This is a genomic window from Duganella guangzhouensis, from assembly GCF_009674535.1.
Taxonomy (GTDB): Bacteria; Pseudomonadota; Gammaproteobacteria; order Burkholderiales; family Burkholderiaceae_D; genus Rugamonas; species Rugamonas guangzhouensis.
In genome coordinates this window covers 327,100-347,463 of sequence record NZ_WKJK01000009.1, presented here as the reverse complement: position 1 = coordinate 347,463, position 20,364 = coordinate 327,100, and the positions used below count along the sequence as shown (strand labels likewise).

4 protein-coding genes are annotated in these 20,364 nt (G+C 59.1%); 2 read left to right on the top strand and 2 right to left on the bottom strand.

What is annotated here, in order from left to right:
* On the bottom strand, positions 1–13,915 hold a 13,915-nt coding region (locus GJ699_RS19025), incomplete at its 3' end, for a DUF4214 domain-containing protein (protein WP_195763584.1).
* Between the two features lie 650 nt (positions 13,916–14,565).
* Positions 14,566–16,419, bottom strand: coding sequence for a polysaccharide lyase family protein (locus tag GJ699_RS19020; protein WP_195763583.1), 1,854 nt, complete (start codon positions 16,417–16,419; stop codon positions 14,566–14,568).
* Positions 16,420–16,605: 186 nt separating this feature from the next.
* On the opposite strand from GJ699_RS19020, the gene GJ699_RS19015 reads away from it, so the two are divergent.
* Together GJ699_RS19015 and GJ699_RS19010 are read left to right on the top strand one after the other, a co-directional pair.
* A complete protein-coding gene (locus GJ699_RS19015; protein ID WP_154379116.1) occupies positions 16,606–18,894 on the top strand; it encodes a TonB-dependent receptor in 2,289 nt (762 codons plus the stop codon).
* 12 nt (positions 18,895–18,906) lie between these two features.
* A complete protein-coding gene (locus tag GJ699_RS19010; protein WP_154379114.1) occupies positions 18,907–20,313 on the top strand; it encodes an arylsulfatase in 1,407 nt (468 codons plus the stop codon).
* Positions 20,314–20,364 lie beyond the last annotated feature (51 nt).

Below are 20,364 nucleotides of genomic sequence, written 5' to 3'. Positions count from 1 at the left end.
TTTGCCGGTTCATCTTGTCGTAGTCGTAATTGACCGTGACGACTTTTTTCTGACCGTTGTCACTGGTGTAGGCAGTGCTCTCGCTGGTGCGATTGCCATTCAGGTCGTACTTGTAGTGAACGTTGTAGTCGGCACCGGCGGTTGCCGAGACGATGTCGGTCAGGCGGTTGAAGCCGTCGTAGCGCAAGATCTGATCCTGTGCCGCGCGGTTCTGTTCCTGGAGCCAGACTTTTTCCGTCAGGCGGTTGCCGGCCCGGTCGTAACTATAGGTGGTGAGCTGGTGCAGGGCGCGATCATCAATCGACAGCAGTAGCCCGGTGCCGTCTTCATAGGTGTAGCGCAGGTCCTGCAGCGCTTGGTCGGCCGGGGTGTCGACCCCGCGCGTGTCTATGTACTGGCGCGTCAACTGGCCTGCGGCGTCATAGTTGTACAGGGTGCGGCTGCCGTCCAGCCCGATGTAGTACTGGACTTGACCGAAAGTGCTCACGCCCCACTGCTTGACCAGTCGCTGCGGGGTGCTGCCGCTATCGACCACCGTTTCTTTGATCTTGTGGTTGAACAGGTCGTAAGCGGTGAGCGTTTCGACACCGCTCGCGTCGATGGTCCCAATGATATTGCCGTTGAGGTCGTAGCGTGTATAGGTGGTGTAGTTGCCGTTGGGGTCGACGGTTGTGGTATTGGAGGTCTTGACGCTGGTGCGCCGCCCCAGCGCGTCATAGCTGTAGGTGTCTTTGCTGACGCCGGCCGCGTTGTTCTCGATCGAACCATTGTAGTAGTAGACCGTCACCGAGGCGGTGCTGCGCGTCGCCAAGCGGCCCAGGTTATCGTAGGTGTAGATGGTCTTGACCGCGTTGGCGCTGGTGTTCAAGTACTGCGTGACCGTCAGATGCTGACCGAACGCGTCGTTAAGATACACAATGCTCGCTGTCGCACTGGCGCTGGTCGTGTAGTCGGCATGGGTCTCCGTCTTGAGGCTGCCATTGGCATCGTAGCCATACTTGTTAATGTAGCCTTTGGCATCGGTGGTGCTGAGGACATTGCCGCGAGCGTCAAAATTGGTCTTGGTGGTCAGGGTTTGCATGGCGTAATTGCCATTGGCGTCCTGCGCCATCGCTTGTCGGCTGGTGGCGATCAACTGGTTGTTGTCGTCGTACTCGTAAGTGGTGTTCCAGTTTGGATCACGCACATCCAGACGTTTGGTCACGTTGCCCCAACGGTCTACCTGCAAGCCCAAGGTCTCGCTCAAGCGCGGGCTGGTCTCGGTGGTGGTGCTGTTGATGCCGGCCGCTATCGAAACGTACTTTTTCATTTCAACACCAAGCTGGGTTTCAACCGTGGTACTAAAGCCGCTGCTCATCACCTGGCTGTAATTGCTCATGGTGTCCGCCACCGCATCCATGGCGGTTGACAGGCGGCCAACCAACATATTGCGGGCCTCTAGCTTGGCGAGGTCGCCTCCGGTGTAGTTGTAGGCGCCGTCGATGGCGTCCAGTACCAATTGCGCCCGGCTGAGCTGACCGTTGTCGAGCTGTGTGGTGAGGTTGCTGAGCTCGGTAGCATCTGGTTGGCGGTAAAGCGCCAACTGATAAAAACTCTGCACGAACTGACTATTCGACAGCGTGCTCGGCAAGCGGCCGCTGATCTCAGCCGAGTTGAGTAGCGTTTGCGCCAGTTCATTGATGGTCTGGTCGCTGGTCAGTTGAGCGATGCGGGACATCAGTGTGGACGGATCGGGCACACGGCCCAGCAGCATCACATACAGCTGAGTGACCCGCAGCGCCGCCCTAGCCGATGGCGTGAGCGCAGCCTGGGCGGCGGCATCGGTCTTAACCGCCTGATTGCGCAAGGTAGTGGCAATTACGCTGATGAACGCGATGACGTCGGGATTGACCGCTGCGGTTTGCGCCAGCTTCGAGACCGCGGCCAGATTGCGGGAAACGTTGGTGTCGAAGCTGATCGCGTCAGGATTGATGGTCTCCTTGTACAGGCTGTTGATGAGATTGGTGACCAGTTTGCCCCGCGTGACAGCTTGAGCGCCGCTCAGCGTACCGCTCCAGAAACGCAGGCCGGTATCGTCGGGCGGCGAACTACGGAAGCTCAGGTACAGCTGCCGCACGAAATCATCATTACTCAAGCCGGCGGGGAAGGCGGCGGTATTGGCCGCAATCAGATCATTGACATAGCTGTCCATGGTCTGTCCGCTCGCCAGTGCCGCCAGCGCGAGATTCAGCTCGGTCAGCGTCGGTGCACGGTTCAGCAGCAAGGCGTAAACCTGAACCGTTTGCAGGACGTTTTGCGCCGCAGTGGAAGCGGCTGCGGTGTTTTTCGCACTAAGCGCCATCGCAACGCTGGCGTCGGCAACATTGGCCAGCGCATAATTCAGATCGTACAGCGGATTGATGCTTTTGCCGACGTTAACCGCTATGTTGGCAAAGGTTACCAACTGGTCAATCGTCATGGTGCTGATGCCATTGTCCTTCACCGATTTTAGGCTTGCCAGTGATGCCTGTGCGGCTTTCAGGGTATCGTCAGCGCGTAATTTGGACGCCATCGCAGCGGCGGCTTTGTCCTGGTTGTTGACGACGGCAATGGTCATGCTGAGCGAAGTCATCATCAGACGCGCATAGTCGTTCAGGCTCTTCTTCTGCTGCAGCGTGGTGTTGGCGTTGTTGTAGGCCGTCAGCGCCGTGTTGTATTCTTGCTGCGCGGTCGAGCGGCGCTGGGCTATGTCATTGTTTGCGTTTTGCAGCGCCGTGTTATAGCTGGCGGCGAGCGGCGTCGCGATGTTCCGATTCTGCGTCGTGACGCTGGATATCTCGGTCGGGAAGTTGTTACGTACCCGCATAGGGTAGGCTGACTGCGTCCCATTCAGCTCGGCGAAGCAGGATTGTACGAAGTCCCAAACCAGGAAACCGGGATCGCTGTAGCGCGCATCTTCGGGTTTAACCGAATTGGTTGCCCACCATGCTTGGCCATCCGCGTCCTGCCGATTCAGAATGCGGGAGAACAGGGCGGAATAGAACGCCGCGCGGTCGGTAATCGACAGGTTGATGCTGGCAGCGATGTCGGTCAGCTTGCGGGTGCCGGCAGCGAGGGCATCCAGATCCGCCGCGATGGTGTTGTAGTCAGTGGGCAGACGCAACGCGACCCGAAGATTGATGAGATCCGTCAGGTAGGGCGAATTGAGATAATTGATCGCTTGCTGCGCTGCGATGACGGCTGGATAGCTTTGCGGCTTGGCGCTGTTGGCCGTGTCCAGCGCCGCCTGCTTGGCTTGCAGGGTGGCACTGGCATTGTTGAAGCTGGTGTTGGCATTGCTGTAGTCGGTAGCGGCCTGGCTAATGGCGGTTGCCGTGGCCGGCGCATTGTAAAAATTCGACAATGCCAGTGATACGCGCTGATTGAATGCGGAGGCGGCATCGTACTCACTGGGCAGCGGGTAGACGGTGTCCAGCATCGAGGTGATCATTTCCGCGAGCAGTTGGCCGCGCGGCGTTCCGCTCTTCAGACGATCGGGCCAGTAAGTGTCTTGCGCGGTTGGTTGGCGGTTGAAGAATTTTTGGTAAAGTTTGGCAATGAAGGCGTCGTCGCTTAAACCGCCGAATATTTTCTGACCGTCGGTGGAAAGCAGCATGCCGGTGGCGATGCCGTACAGCGTGTCGACTTTCTCCTTGTCCACCCGCAGCCAGTAGGTAAAGCCTTCGTAGTCAATCGGTGTCTCACCACTGCCGGCACCACGGTTGAGAATGCCGACATAGAGGCGCGCGATCTCAAGCACGTATTTTTCATTGGTGCCAGCCGCGGCCGCGATGGATCCGGTCACTGCGGTGGCGGCGGTGCTCGCCGCCGCCGCTTTACTCTGCGCATCCTGCACCGCGCTCAACACCGCACTGGCGGCCAAGGCGGCTTGACTGGCGTCGCTGCTCAGCTGTGACAGCAGCGTGGCCAGGTTGCGGTCAAATGTGGCGCGATCCTTTAGCAGTAAGTCATTGCCGGTGGCGTCGTTGATGGCGTTGGAACTGACCAGGTCATCCAACATGGCGACTGCGGTTGCACCGAACATGGTGCGATTGGATGCCTTGGCAATCCAGGCGTCAAGGTCGGCCGGGTTCGGGATCTCGTGGCCGCCGGTGAGCAGGCTGTAGAACTTGATGACGAAGTCGCGGCCCGTCATCGTCAGGGGGAAGAGGGCGGTGCCCTCATCTGAGTTAAGCATCGCCTGCGCGGCGACGACATCCGACGTGCCGTTGTACAGCGCTTGGGTCTGGTTCAGGAAGCCGCCGAGATCCAATTTGTCGATGCCGGTGATACCCCGGTTCAGCATTGCCACGTAGAGCTGTGCCGCGCGCAAGGCGGCGGCCGCCATCGGGGTCTTGGCGACGATATCGGCCTTGGTCGCTGCGCTGGCGTTGGCGGGACTAAGGCTGATGGCTGCGGCCAGCGTCGCGGAGACCAGGTTGGCGGCGTTGCTGGCCGCCTGCGCTGTTGTGAGGGCGTCGGCGGTTGCCAGTTGTTTTGCGACCTGGCTGATTTTATCCATCGCCGCACTGATAGTAACGCTCTTGCTGACGGGGTTGATGGTGACCAGACTGTTGATGGTCTTCGCCAGATCGATATCATTGCCGGTGGCATTCAACGCATACGTCAGGCCGACGCCGACTTTAGCGTTAAATAGATCGCGTCCTGGCTTGCCGGCCTCCGTGGTGGCGTAGAGCGTATCGCTGATGATGTCGAGCAGAACCACGCTTCTGGACTGATTCTGCAACGCCTTCAGCCAGATATCTTTGCTGCGTGCGTCCGGTGTGCCGGTAAACGCGGTGCTATAAACCTGGTCGATAAAGGCGCTGTCCGACAGCGTGGCCGGATAGAGTTTCAATCCCTCCGAGCTGTCGAGCATGCCTTTCGCCACCGCTTGCAGCGGATTGCCGGTATTTAGGGAGTTCAACCACAGTCGGAAGTCTTGCACATTGGGGGCACGATTATAGATCGCGACGTACAACTGAGCCAGCTGTAGCTGATGCGTCTCCATAGGCGTAGCCTGTGCTCCTGCGCTGGCGGCGCCGGTGAAACCGGATGCTGAGCTCTTCTGTGCCTGAATATACAGTTTGACTTGACTGACCAGATTGGCGAGCTTGGTGTCCGGGGTGATACCGCTGATCAAGGCGCGCCCGACCGCGATTACCGTCGACACATCGCTGCTGACGCCATCCATGTGGGCGTACGTCATGCTGACGACCAGTTGTTCCTGCAGGTAGTTGCGGTCCTTGATCGCCTGGCTATCGCCGCTGAGGTTGCGCGCGATCGCATCGGTCGCTTGAACCACGAATTCGCCGCGCGTTATGCTTCCGCTGTTGAGCTTATCCAGCCAGGTGCTCAGTTGTGTGGCATCGGGCTGATGTCCGACAAGATTGGTGTAGACGCGATTGATCAACAGTTGATTGACCTGGCTATCGCTCATGCCGGCGTAGGACTGCAGATTTTTCCATTCATCGCCGTTCAGGAAGTCGGTGGCGATGGATGCGATGGTACGTGGCGCCGGCGCATTCTTGGTCCACCAATCGAAGCCCTCCTTGTCAGCCGCACGACCATATAGCGCGACATAAAGCAAGGCCAACTGTTGATCGCGCCGTTGGGTCTGGGCGGTATCGCTGCCTTTCTTGAGGGTGTCGATGCTGGTGTCATCCGCCTCGGCAAGCAGTTGACGTGACGTGTCGTAGTCCAGGCCGCCTTCTTTGATCAGGTAGTTGTACAGCGCATCGACTTGGCGTTGCAGCGTGTTGGCTGTGTCTGCCGCCGCCGCCAGATCAGACAGTGCCTGACCGGCGTTGTTGCCGATGGTCAGACTCTTGAGATCCATGCGGGCCGCCCAGGCCGCCAGTTCAGCCGCGACCGCCGGGTCATTGAGATCCTTGCCGGGGAAGCGGTTGCGGTAGATCGCCTGCAGGACTTGCGTGCTACTCAGACCGCTATCAAATTGTTTGTGCAAGGTGTCGCGCGGCGCCTGGCTGAGCATATCAGCGGCGATGGTGGCCATGGTGCTACCTGCATTGGCCGCAGCCATCCAGGCACTCAGCCCTTCGGCATCCGGCGCGCGTCCCAGAATCAATAGGTATAAGCGAATCAGTTGCTTGGCTTTTTCATCGCTCGAGGTTGAGTTAATCTGCAGCACGCCGCCGCTACGGTAATACGGGTCTTCCAGTTTCGGCTTGACCTGAACACGGTACTCATATTGGCCGCTTTCCAGCCCGCTGGTATTCAGCACAGGATAACCGTCAACCCAGCTCACGCGCTGTGTGGTGCTGAGCCAATCCTTGTCATTGAGCTTTTTGTAGAAGACGGTGATTTGCACGGTATCGTTACCGCTATAGCTGCTGGTCGCCTCTTTGTCACTGCGGTCGCCAATGACCAGCAAGCCATCTTTCATGGTGCCGCCATCCGCCATGGTCTGCTTGACCCAACTGCCATCTGCCTGCCTGACCATGAAGTACAGGTCGTTGCCGTGCATCGTTCCTTCATCCAGTGCATGGCCCAGCAAATCATAGCGGGTGTCGAGGCGTTGCATCCCGCCCATGGTGAGCACATCGGCCAGATTGGCATAGACCAGATTTTGCAGGCGCGGGTCGTCGCTGGCCTGGCTGCTGCGCATCTGCACGGTGGGCTTGCCTTGCGCATCGAACAGCGTCAGTTTAATGACGCCGTCGCCGGAATTGGTGCGCCAAATCTGGCCCGCGAGGTCGTAGTCGGTGTACTCTTTCCTGGACGTGGTGCCGTCGGTAATGATGACCGAGATCACTTCACCATAGGCGTTGTAGGCCATGGTTTTGCTGATGGCAACCGGGTCGGTCAGGAGCGCATTGACGTCTACTTTGATCAAATCGCGGTTGCCAGGTGTCTTGACGTTCACCAGATGGCCGACGCTGTCGTACTCATTCAACTGATATGCGGTTTCGGTGATCGAGCTTGTGCCGTAGGTGCTGCTAACGGTTTTCCATTGCTTCTTCAGGCGACCGAAGGCGTCGTACGAAAGGAATGATTTGACGTTCTCGGCATCCGTGACTTCGGTCGCATGGCCTGCGGCATCGTATTTGCTGATGGTGTAGCGGTCTTTGACGCCATCCGCAGTAGGCGCCTTAAAGGTGTCGACCTGTGTACCGATGGTACCCTTCAAGGTTGTTGCCGCACCGCTGGCATAATCGACGCGCACGATGATGTTGCCATACGCATCCAGGCGAAACTCGGATGCCGGCATTACCGTGGTGTCTCCAGCCTGGGCCAGCTGCGCTACGGCGGTGGTGCGACCGAACGCATCGAAATAGGTAATGGTCGCGGTGCCGCCTTCGATTTGCGAGTATGTCTGGTTGCCCGTTGCATCGTATTTATAGATGCGTTTGATATCACTGGCCGCGTCACCATTGCGTAGTGCGCCAAGCTGCGTTTCTTGGGTTTTCCGACCATTGCCGTCGTACTCGTAGGTTGTTTCCCGGTCTGCATTGCTGGTGGACGGGGTGCTGCCATAGCTGCTGTCGGTCCAGCCGCTAACGACGCTTGCATATTCCTTCACCCGTTTCTGATTGCCTTCCGCGTCGAACTCATACGTGGTCAGGTAACCGCTTAGTGGCTCCTTGTCTGACAGCGCAGTGATCTGCGCAACCTGATATCCACGCGCGTCGTAGTAACTGCGGGTAACAGCAGCGGCAGTGGTGGTGGCGCCGGACTTGCCGTACACCGATTTGCGGAACACTTCGCCGAAGACGTTGTATTCCGTTTCCGTGACCCTGGCCGACTGCCGCGTGGTGCCGCTCTGTTGATCGTAAATGGTGACTGCGGGTTCGCTGACGGTGCGAACGCGGCCGAGTGCATCATAGCTGGTGGTGATACTGCGGTCGTCGGGTGAGCTCGTCGGTGTGCTCAAGCTGTGCGTGGCTTTCAGCCTGCCCAGTGTTGTTTCGTCGAGCTGCTTGGCGTAGCGGGTCAGCGTGGTGACTTCGCCAAAACCGTTGCGCGCATAGGCGGTAACAAAGCCGAGCGCATCGATGTCATACAGGACGCGACCCAGCTTGTCATACACCTTGAAGCTGGTGTTGCCACTGTCGAGACTTTCCACCGCGTTGCCGAGCGCATCGTAGCTGACATTAATGGTGCGTTTCACCTTGGCTTCGGTGCGCCCATCGGCATCCGCCGATACGTTGCCATCGTAGACGGTGTTTTCAGGCAGGATGGTGGTGATTTGACGACCTTGAAGATCGTATCCGTAGCTCGTGGTGTGGGTGGTGCCGCTGCCACCGCCCTCCGAGCGGGAGATCATGTTACCCAGCGCATCGTAGCTCTGTAGCGTGACCAGATTCAGACTCTTGCCGCTATCTGTCTTGGTGGCGCCGTTGGCGTACACCATGACCGCCGGTGCCGTGGTGCTCAGCATGCGGCCGCCGGCGTCGTAGGTGTATTTCCACTCGTTTGACAATTGATTTTTGTACGACAGCTTATTGCCCAACGCATCGTAGGTATAGCTCTCGCTAAAGCCCTCCGGGTCGGTCACGGTGCTGAGGTTGCCCTGTGCATCATAGCTGCGATTGGTTACATGGGCGGTACCGGCCAAACTCAACAGCGAGATTGCCTTTTCAACGGTGTAGTCGGTGATGCTGACGAATTTGCTTCCCACCGCGATGGCGTAGGTGGTCGAGATCAGCGCGCGGCCGACTGCGTCATACGTCTGCTGCGACAGATAGCCACCCGCGTCCAGTACAAAACGGCGTTGACCATCCTGATCGTAGATGTAATGCTCGATGCGATCATTGACCGTGGTTTTTACCAGTTTGTCGACCGTTGTCGTGGCCAGCTTGCCGATATCAATCCGGGTCGCGTATTGGGTAACGGTGATCAGGTTGCCCAACGCATCGTAGGTATTGCGGGTGACATCGCCCAAGCCGTCTATCTGATAGAGCGGCCGGTTATTGAGGTCGTACACAGTGAAGGCGACGCGATCAACTTCACCCTGCGCCGGGCTGGATTGGGTGCGCTTGATGACGTTGCCACGGGCGTCGTAATTTAGCGTCGTCACGCCGCCAGCGGCATCGGTGCTGGTCTGCAAGCGGCCTGCACCATCGTAAGTGTAGTTTGTGGCGCGGTCTCGACTGGCGTCTGCTGTTGGCAACGGATTCTCAGTCGCGAGCGGCGAAGTGCCTGGCGCCAGCTCAGACCAGTTGGCAAATTCCGTGCTTGTTTTGAGCCGGCCGGCCGTGTCGTATTCATAACCCGTCACCGCCCAGCGAATCTTGCCTGCGGCCGTCGTACTCTGTGCGCTGGCACTATACGTAACCCGATTGGCGCTGTTATAGGTGTAAACTGTGGTTACATTATTTTGTGCGGCCACGTTTTTGAGGGCGGCGACATCTTTCGCGCTTGGAGCGGCCGTGTCCAACAATGTCAGCGTGTCTGTCGCAACACTTAACGCTTGTGCGTAGGCGGTTCGCTGCAGTACGTTGCCAAAGCTGTCGTAGCGCAGGCTGACCAATGACCAGTTCGTCGTGCTGCCAGTCGCTGGCGCTTGAATCGGATTGCCGTCCTTGCCGACCGTGTTGAGGGCGGTCAGGGTGTCGGTAAGGCGGCCGGCGATGTCGTAACTCATGCGTACCCGCACATCGCTAACCGACGCGGCGGGCAGCGTGCTGGCGGCGCGCGGATTGGCAACGCTTACCAAGTTGGCATAGGAAACGCGGCTCGTGACATTGTCGTTATCATCGTATGTCTGGGTGGTGACCGACCATTTCGAGCTTGCCTTGGCGGTGTACGTGATGGTGAGGCGGCCGCGCGCATCGTAGACGAACTGCTGATGCGCATCAGTTGTAGCGGCTGCGACCAGCATGCCGCGCAGCGTTTCCGGCAGGGGAGAGCTGGCGCTGGTGTTGCTGGCTTTTTGCAATTGGGTGTCAAGCGTCGTGAGTTGTGACGCTGTCAGCGGCGTGCTGTAGGTGGTCTGGTCGATGACCTTGCCGTCGCCGTTGTATTGGTAAAAGGTCACCACGCGCAACGCGTCGATGGTGGCGGCAACCCGTCCGTTTTCATCGTAGATGATACGGCTGACACTGTCGAGCGCGGCACTGGTTGTGGTGCTCCCCTCGGTGGCCAGCACGGAGCGCATGATGGCTTCACCGAAGCCATTGTAGGTGGTGAGCGTGTGATTGCCGAGCGCGTCCTTGTAGTCGATCACCTGACCGCGTTTGTTGTATTCGTAATGCAGTGCACGATTCTGCGTCAGCGGATCATACTGGGTGACGTCGCTGACATTGCCGAGGCCGTCATACGCCGTGCGCTGGGCATTGCCAGCGCCATTGACCGTGTAGGTGACGCGGCCGGCGGCATCATACTCGGTGCTGGAAGTCTGGCGCCAGGTCGCATTCTTGATCAGAGTTTGTACTGCCGCAAAAGCCACGGCGTAGTCGCCCAGCAATACCCCGGTACCGACGGACACGTCGTAATGGACCGTGGCCTTCTGCTCGCTGAAGTCGTTGTATAAGCGTTGGTCCACCTGACCGTCGGCACCAACCGTGTAGACAAGGCGTCCTGCATCGTCATAGGAGAAGAGGTTGACATGATCCTTATCACCGCTACTCTTTTTCAACAGGTCGGCAATTTCTTTTGTGGCCAGGCCGCCAGTCAATCCGGCAAGGGTGACCGTGTCGAGTGCAGTCGCATAGCTGCGGGTGGTCGTGACTTGGCCGTAGTTGTTATAGCTTAGTTGTTGAATCTGTCCAGCTGCGTCCAGCGTGTATACCAAGCGGTCATCGCTGTCGTAGTAATACAGGGTGCTGCTCTTGTCCGGCGCGGTTTTCTTAATGAGATTGCCGTTGGCGTCGTATGCGTACACAGTGGAAGGGGCGCCGATACCTGCGGTTTCGGTCAACACCCGGCCTTCAGTATCGTACGTTTTGCTGACACTGGTGCCGCCATTGTCATGTTCCACCTTGCTGAGTTTACCGTTGGGATCGTATGCGTAGGTCGTGATCCAACTCGTGGAGGTCCCATTGACGAAGAAGGTGTTGGTTTCGGTCAGTACCCGGTCCAGCGCGTCATAGGTGTAGCTGACGACACGGTTGTCGGTGCTTGTCGGGGAGGTGATCTTGGCTTTAACGTCGGCAAGTTTGACCGCTTCCGGCGCTGTCGTCTTGTTAGCGTAGCGGGTGCGCGTTTGGATTCGGCCAGCGGTGTCATAGGCCAGTTCGGTCAGGTAGCCGTCACCGTCGACGATGCCGACCAATCGGTTCTGCGCGTCGTAGAGGCGGTATTCTGTGACATCACGGGCCGCGTCCTGATTGGGGCGGATGCTGTCGAGCGCGTAGGTGGTGCTCTGCTTGCTCTTGGTAGCATAGGCTGTGGTTTTGACCAGGAAGCCAGCGGCGTTGTAGCGGTATTCGGTGAGATAGCCTAGCGCATCGATCTGTCCGACCAGTAAGCCATCTTTATCATAGAGGCGACGCAAACTGCGGTCATTCGGCGAGCTGGTTTGCTCGATACCTGTCATTGCCAGCAGGCTATCGACCGATGTTTTGATCAGGTCCTTCAGCGCGTCTGGGCTGAGATTGGTGGCGCGCAACGTGCTTGCCAACAATCGCGAAGCCGCATCGTATTCATAATGTGTGATTGCGCCGGCGGTGTCGACGCTGTCGATCAGTCGCCCGGCGTTATCGTAGAAGTTCCAGCTGCGACGTGCCGCTGGCGGTTTTTCAGTTGGCCGGAAGTCGGCTAATTTTGCATCCGCGACGTTGCCGTCCTTGAGGGTGCGCAGAGTGGACAGTTGCTGCGCACTTAGCGCCGTGTCGTAACGGATAGTCTGAATGACTTGGCCATTCTGGTTGTAAATCAGCTCAGTGAGGTGACCACTATCATCAATACTCGCTACCTGGTTGCCGACATCATCATAGAGCCAATAGTTGTACTGGCCGCTTGCCGCGAGACTGTAACGTAGCTGGCCATCAGCATCGTAACTGTTGGTCGTTACGCCATAGACACCCGATTTTGCAACATTCAGCAGTCTGCCCGCACCGTCAAAAGTGTAGATGTTGGACGCGAAGGCGACGGCCGTACCACCGCGCGTGTCATACAGGACTTCGGTGACGACATGGTTGCTGGCGCTGTAGCTGCTGGCGGCGCTTGAAATGATTTTGTTACTGGCGTCGCTGACAGTTTTGGTCAACAGGCGCCCCAACCCGTCATAGGTGTAGCTGGTTTTGTTGTTGAGGAGGTCGGTCTCGGTCGCTACTTGACCATTGGCGAAGTAAGTGTATGTCGTCGTCGATGCCGGGGTGGCGCTGTCGTTATCGACAGTGGTTGCCTGTTTTACCAGGCCGCGCACATAAGTGTAGTTGGTCTGCGTGTAGTTCAGTTTGCTTTTTACTTGCTGTACACTCCACTGCGCCAAACTATCAAGATCGATCAAGGTCGCGCTGTCGGCGGGAAGGCTATAGGTAGCCGCCGTAAACATGCGCACGCTGCTGTACTGGATCTCATTGGCGGCGGTCAGGTTCAGGTAAAGATATTCCGTGACGCGCCCCTCTGGGCTGACTTTAAAGCGCAGGCGGTTAAATTTGTCATATACGTACCGCGTGGTTGCTGGTGTCGACAGGGTGCTGTCGTTATAGCTGGTTGTACTGAGCAGCAGGTTGCTTCCAGCGGCATAAGTCCAGACGATGGTGTTGCCCGCCGAGTCGCTCTGCTTGGTGCGATTACCGTTGCTATCGTATTCATAGACGGTCTTCATGCCACGAGCGTCCGTCATGCTGAGGACATTTCCTTCGACATTTTTGCCGTTGCTCTGGCCCGAATCATAGGTGTAAGTAACCGTGCCGGAGGATGATCTGACTTCCGTCAACTGCCCCTTGCTGTCATATTTGTACACCACCTGATGCTGCAAAGCGTCGGTCACCGTGGTGGTCCGATCAGCACCGTAGTTGAAACTGGTCGTATTGCCGACATTATCGGTGGCGCTAGCGTAGACGGTGTACTTTTCCAGTCTGCCGTCTTTATAGGTGAAGGTCAGTCGCGTGCCATCGTCTTGGCTGATACCCGTGACTAGCCGGCTGGGGACGCCACCAGAGTCTTCGCCGTAGGAATATTTAGTCGTGTAGACGGTGTTGTTCTTATTGTCGAGTGGCGTTAAGTCGACTGCGGCGCTGCGGAGGCGGTTTTGCGCATCATAGTCATAAATAACCGCATAGGCCGTTCCGTCCGCTGTTGGCGGGGTGATGGTGACCGTCACGCGATTGAGACCACTTACCACGGTATATGCGAAGCTGACGGTGTCGCCGGCAGCATCGGTGACCTTGCTCAGTTGGTACGTTGCCGGGGACGTGGCCAGTTTGTTGTAAAGATAGGTTACCCGGACACCGACCTGATCTCCGGCTTTGACGATGTAGCCTCCCTGGTTCATGTCGTAGACTTCGTACGGACCTAACAGGTCGGTGCGGTCATTGGTCCAAGTCCATTGGCCCAAGTTCGAGCCGGTGCCCGCAGTAAGCGTCTGGAAACCACCGCCGCCGTCCGTGGACACGTAAACGCCGTCGCTTTTGTAGTTGAAGACAGAGACAGACCCGTCGACATCAATCCGTTGGATGTAGCTACTTGAATCGTTGAGATTGCCGATCAGTTGGAGCTGTTTAACGAGCGGATTTTGCCAGCCCTTGTTGCTGCTGTCGCTGAAGATGGCTTGGGAGTTATATGTACGCGTAAGGGCGAGGTTAATGCCGGCCGCAGCCAGGAATCCATCCTGGTCTTGAAGCGACAGATTTCCGGTAGCAATGTTGACAAAAACACCTTCTTGCGAGCTCCCGTGTAACGCGTTGCCGAGCAAGCCCTGCTGGCCTAATACCCCTGCTGAAGAATTGAGCAGGCCGTTATTGTTGCCGCTTACTATCGCTACCATTGTTACTTCCCCCATGGGCTGGCCTATGCCAGCAAAAATTCCTGTCGTGCGCCTGAAATTGGCTTTTCAGGGAATTTATCCACGGTTTTTCAGACTTGTTTAGCCCGCTGCATGACTATGGCTGCTTACCATCAAGGTTGTAGGTAATGTGATGTGTTCGATAGTGGTGAGATAGCTATGATTACCCTGAAGTTTTGTGTTTTATTTTTGTAAAGCGCTGCTCTTTTGTTGAGTAAATATTTCTACTTAGGACATGTAATGGCATTTTAGATAATATCGAAAGTAAAACTCACCAATAGTTACATGGCATGTTTGATCTCAGGATAATCTCCATGAAAAGCAGCCATGAACGTTGTTACAGACCATCCGGGCGTCGCTGGAGCGTTTGGCTGAAGGCCTGGTGCCGCAGACGCCGCCATCTCTCGTCTGCTCAAGGATGCATATGCGCCCGAGTGGGGGAACGAAGCGGCCATGGATGCGATTCAGGAGATCGCCGATGGTTGAACGAGGCGCCTTCCCACACGCCGTCGCCACCGGACGCGCTGCATGTCACGCTCACCTCGCTCGCGAAGGGCGACGTGATACATCGTTTGCACCAGTGTAAATATCAGGCACACCAGTTCACTCCGGCATCAATGGCAACGCGCGGCTTACAGGCCGTCGGCCTCCAAGCGCAGGTAGTCGTATTGTGTGGTGCCAGGTTTGCCTTTCTTGGAGGATTGCGTGATGACGATATTGTTCTCGCCTTGCTTCAGCAGCCCAGGCGGAATGGATAGCCGGGTGGCGGAAAACCCGCCATGGCTGCCCAGGCGCACCGGCGCGTGGCTGGGGTACGGTGCGGTGTAGCTGCCGATCGGCTTGCCATTGAGCGTGACGTTCAGCGTGGTTTCGGACGAGGCCAGTGCGATGTACAGCGAAGCCGGTGCATCCTTTGGCGGCGTGTTGGCCAGTGCGAACTTGATGGTCCACGGCGCGGTGCCGAATTGCGCGTACTGCCAGTCCCTACGCCAGTCGCTCTTGCCGACCGTGTACGTCAACGCGGCCTCTTGGTCTCGCGCGCGCGCGTAGGTGGCCCACTGCGTGTAGTTGAATTCGCCATCTTGGAATTCTCGCGAATCGCGGTCGGGGATGCCGATTTCCCACACGGTGGCGGCCACGCGCGACGGCTTCCATTCGACTATTCCCAGATCCTGGGTCGTGCCGGCGCGCACCTCGATGTCGGTGCGTTCAAAGGCATCGACGTTGTTGGCGCCGAAAGCCCACAGGTGATAGCGGCCCGGCAGGACGTTCGGAATGCTGAAACGGCCGCCGGCGCCCACCTTCACCCAAAACTGATAGCTGGATGCCTGATGCTGGAAGCCGAGGCCGTTCTGATCCGGCGCCAGCCCGATCCACGCGCCATCGGCATGCGCCGACGGATTGCCGCTGTCGTTGACTTTGAGGATGCCGCTAACGCTGCCGCGTCCCGCCGCCGGCACATAATCCGGGTTCTTGAACCACGTGTATGGCCAGGCGGCTTGTTCAGCGGCTGCCTGCGCCTGCGCATCCTGCCACAGCGCTGCCGTCACGCTGGACGACGTATCGCTGGCCGCACCCTGGTAGCTGTTGGCGTAGACAAGATAGGGGCCATAGGTCTTCTTGACGTCGCTGCCCGCCGCCAGCGTCAGCGGTGCGCCCATGCTGTAGTGCGAGCCGTTGAGCATGTTGAGCAGCGTATGGTCCATGTGAACGGTCAGCTCGCGCTTCATCGGACCACCGTTGTAATACTCATGGCTGGGCACCGTCATCCAGATGCCGACGCGCTTGCTGGTGCTGCTCCAGCCCCACACGCTGAGCTCGCCCAGATCGGCGCTGTAAGCGTATTTGCATTCATATTGACCGGCGTACTGGCCCGTGGTCAGCATGCGAACTTCCTTGGGCGCGCCGGCCACCGCGACCGAACTGGCCATGTCGTCCACCGTCGGCATTTTGCGCTGGCGCAGCGCGTCGACGCTGAGCCAATCGAACATGGGGCTGACATAGGCATTGGAACGCCATTCGCCAACCTCGACGCGGGGGTAGCTGGCCGGATGATTCAGCACGGCGGTGACGTAAAAGCCTTGCGCGCCGCGTTTCAGGCTGTAGTAGATGTCGACATCCATGGCCGCATCCTTGGTCTGGCCGGACCAGGGGCTGTGGATTTTTACTTCCGCGTAATCGCTGCCGCTGGCGTTGATGGTGGCGTTGCCGCGCGGGCCGCCATAGGCCGGCGTGTTCCAGCTCCAGTAAAACCGTCCACCATTGTGGCCGCCCTCGAACAGGTTCATCCCCCGATAGCGGAAGCTGCCGATGGTGGCGTCCTGTTTGTTGATACGGATGGCGACGATGCCATTGTCGAGCACAATGCTGTCGCCGTCATCCTTCACCGAGACATCCGCCCCCTTGCCGTCACCGCCCCCTGGGACGTTGGCGAAACACATGCCAGCACTCAGCATGATGGCGGCGGCCAGGGTAACTCGTTTCATGTTCGTTCTTCGCATCGTGGAGAAGAAGAGAGTATTGAGGCAAACCGGACTGCAGGGCAACAGGGAAACTGTGCAACAAATTGATTGATTGCCCGTCGGTGCACATAAAATATTTTCAGTTTTCGCTGACGCTTTTGGAATCTCGTTGCACATGGTTGTTATTAATGACAGCCATGAGGATTCCCCATGTTTCAAAAGCAACAAAAGACCAGCATCGCGCTGGCCGTGATGGCCTGCTTCGCGGTGCCTGTTTCCGCCCAGACCGGTGCTGACGCCGCATCGCCGGCGGCACCGGTGGCCGCCGCCGCAGCCGTCGCCACCGTAACTGTCAGCGGCGCCCGACGCCAGGATGCGGTGGATGAAGATCCGCGCCGCGCGCCGACCTCGGTCTACCGCATCACCGGCGAGCAGTTCGACCAGAAAAACGTCTACTCGCTGGAAGACCTGCAACAACTGGTGCCGGGCCTGAACGTGCAAAGCACCGATCCGGCCGACATGCAGATCACCATCCGTGGCGTCGGTGATGGTGGCGGCCAGACTAGCGGCGAGCAAAACATCGGCATGCCAAGCAGCGTGGCGATCTATGTGGACGGCGCCTACCTGGTACGTCCCGGCATGCTGACCAGCCTGGGCGATCTGGCCTGGGCCGACGTGCTGAGCGGTGCGCAGGGCACCAGCTTCGGCGCCAACGCCACCGGCGGCGTGCTGGACCTGCACACCAAGGAACCGACCTTCGTGCCGGAAGCGTCGATTTCGGCCTCGGTCGGCCAGCACAACTATGAGCGGGTGCAAGCCGTGCTGTCCGGCCCGCTGTCGGAAAACTGGGCTGGCCGCCTGAACCTGATTAGCAGTGGCACTGACGGCGCCGTCACCAATCTCCGCAACGGCGACAAGCTGAACGGCTCTCGCTCCAACGGTGCCCGTGGCCAGTTGCTGTTCCGCGATGGCGAACGCTTCAAGCTGCGCCTGTCGGCCGACTACAACAACAGCAACAGCGACCCGCAGCAAATCCTGGTGGCCACCCACACCATCAACGGCGTCGACACCTATCTGGCGCGCTCCAAGGCGGTTGGCAACAACGTGGTGTACGGCCCCAATATCGACATCGACGACGAAACCCACACCCACATCGTGCAGGGCGGCGTCTCGGCGCTGGCGCAATGGCAGCTGGACAACGGCTGGCGCGTGCGCTCGACCACCTCATACCGCTATTTCAGTGCGACGCCATCGCTGGCCGATTACCAATCGGTGCAGATTTATTCCAACAGCGGCTTCCAGCAGCATGACCGCAGCTGGACCCAGGATCTGCGCTTCGATTCACCCACCGGCGGCGTTGTCGATTACGCTTTCGGTCTGAACTACCTCGGCCAGAAGCTCGACATCAAGGCGCATACCTACTACGCCGACACCACGCTGCCGGACATCTGGCTGGGCACCGCCGCCGGCGTGTCGCGCAAGCTGGACGTGGTCCGTCTGGGCCTGCTGCGCGACCGCTCGCTGTCGCCATTCGTGCAGGGCACCTGGCACGTCGACACCGACGTCGACATCACCGTCGGCCTGCGCCTCAATCACGACGAGCGTGGTGGCAGCTTCATCCGCTACAACCGCCAGCCGTTCAACTCCGGCTATCTGCAAACCACCAACAATCTGCCATCCGGCACGCTGACCGCCACCTGGCGCGCGGCGCCTAACCTGAGCAGCTACGCCGCCTTGTCCTACGGCGAAAAATCCGGCGGCCTCAATATCTCGTCGGGTGCGGCGGCGGCGGCCGGGCTGGATTCGCTGATCATCAAGCCGGAGCGCACCACCAGCGGCGAAATCGGCGTCAAGGCCGATCTCGACAACAACCGCCTCAAGCTCAAAGCCGACCTGTTCGCCACGCTGGTGCGCGACTTCCAGACCCAGGGCTATGACCCGGTCGATCAGCAAGTCTACCTGACCAACGCCGGCGCCTACATCTCGCGCGGCGCCGAGACCACCGTGCACTGGGCGCCGAGCCGCAACTGGCAGTTCGACGCCGCCGCCGTCTTCAACGACACCTACTACACCGACTACGACACCGCGCGCTGCCCGCCGGAAGTGCTGCTGGCGCCAAGCCCGCCGAAGTCCTGCAACCTGAACGGCAAGCGTGTGTTCAACGCGCCGCGCGTCACCGCCAACGCCGGCGTGCGCTACGAATGGGCTACCGAAAACGGCCTGAAGAACTTCATCTCCGGCCGCTACAGCTGGCGTAGCTGGATGTACGGCACGGTGGACGATTCGCAGTTCACCCGTGTGCCAAGCTATGGCCTGGCGGCGTTCTCGGCCGGTACCTCCGGCAAGACCGAGCGCGGCGAGTGGAGCGCGTCGATCTGGGTCAACAACGCTTTCGACAAGACTTACTACAAGCGTCTGGTGAACACCGAATACGGCGCCGTCACCGGCTACCTGGGCGACCAGCGTACGGTAGGCGTCACGCTGGGTTACCGCTACTAAGAGGCTGACACCATGATCCGTAGAGAATTCATCCTCGGCGCGCTGGCTGCGATCGCCGCCACGCCGGCGTTTGCGGCGCCGGCGGCCGGCACGCGCCGGCCCAACATCATCTTCATCCTGGCCGACGACATGGGCTATGGCGACACCGCCATCTATGGCCAGCTCAAGATCGCCACGCCGAATATCGACCGGCTGGCGCGCGAGGGCATGCTGTTCACTCAGGGCTATGCCGGCGCGCCGGTGTGCGGACCGTCGCGCTGCTCGCTGATGACCGGCCTGCACACAGGTCACACCCGCATCCGTGACAACACCTCGATCGGCGGCGGCAAGCTCGGCACCAAGGGCGGCAGCCCGCAGCTGTGGCGCCGTCCGAATCTGCTGCCGGAAGACCGCACCGTGGCGCAGTATCTGCAGGCGGCCGGCTACCACACCGGGCTGATGGGCAAGTGGCATCTGGATGGCTTCGAGGCCAATGCCACGCCGCCCAAATTCGGCTTCGACGAATTCAAGGGCTGGCTGATTCAGTTCGACACCACGCCAGGCTATTGGCCGACTCAGCGCGTACATGGCGACAAACTGGTCGACATCCCGGAAAACGCTGGCGGCAAACACGGCCGTTACGAGCCTTTCATGGTGACCGAGGATTCGATCGACTTCATCGAGCGCCACAAGGACGCGCCGTTCTTCCTCTACACCGCCTACAACAGCCCGCACTCGCCGTATACCGCGCCCGATTTCGGCCCGTACGCCGACCGCGCCGGCTGGGCCGACGACGAGAAGACCTATGCCGCCATGATCCATTATCTGGACCAGGGCATCGGCAAGCTGCTCGACAAGCTGAAAAGTGCCGGCCTGGAGCGCGACACCGTGATCTTCTTCGCCTCCGACAACGGCCCGCGTTCAGAGCCGACCGTGCAGCAAACCCGCGTGGTCGACTTCTTCGACTCCAACGGCGGCCTCACCGGCTACAAGCGCGACATGTACGAAGGCGGTATCCGCGATCCGTGGATCGTGCGCTGGACCGGCAAAATTCCGGCCGGCGCCGTCAGCGACGTGCCGGTGTACTTCCCGGATTTCCTGCCCACCGCGCTCGACCTGGCCGGGGCGCAGCCGGAAAAGACAGATGGCGTCAGCCTGAAACAGTTGCTGGTCGACCCGGCCCACAAGCCGGCCGACCGCTTCCTGTACTGGGAATTCTATGATCCCGAATTCCGCCAGGCTGCGCGCTGGGGCAAGTGGAAGGCGGTGCGTCTGAAGCGCAACGGCCCGCTCGAACTGTACGATCTGGAGCACGATCCGAAGGAGAGCAAGAATGTGGCCGCCGCCCATCCAGACATCGTGGCCCGCATGGCCGAGGGCATGGCGCGCGAACACGTGGCCTCGATCGAGTACCCGGACCCGGCGCCAGCCAAGGGTTAGTCGGGTCGCTTGCTAACGTAAAAAAAAAGGCGCGATAAAAACTATCGCGCC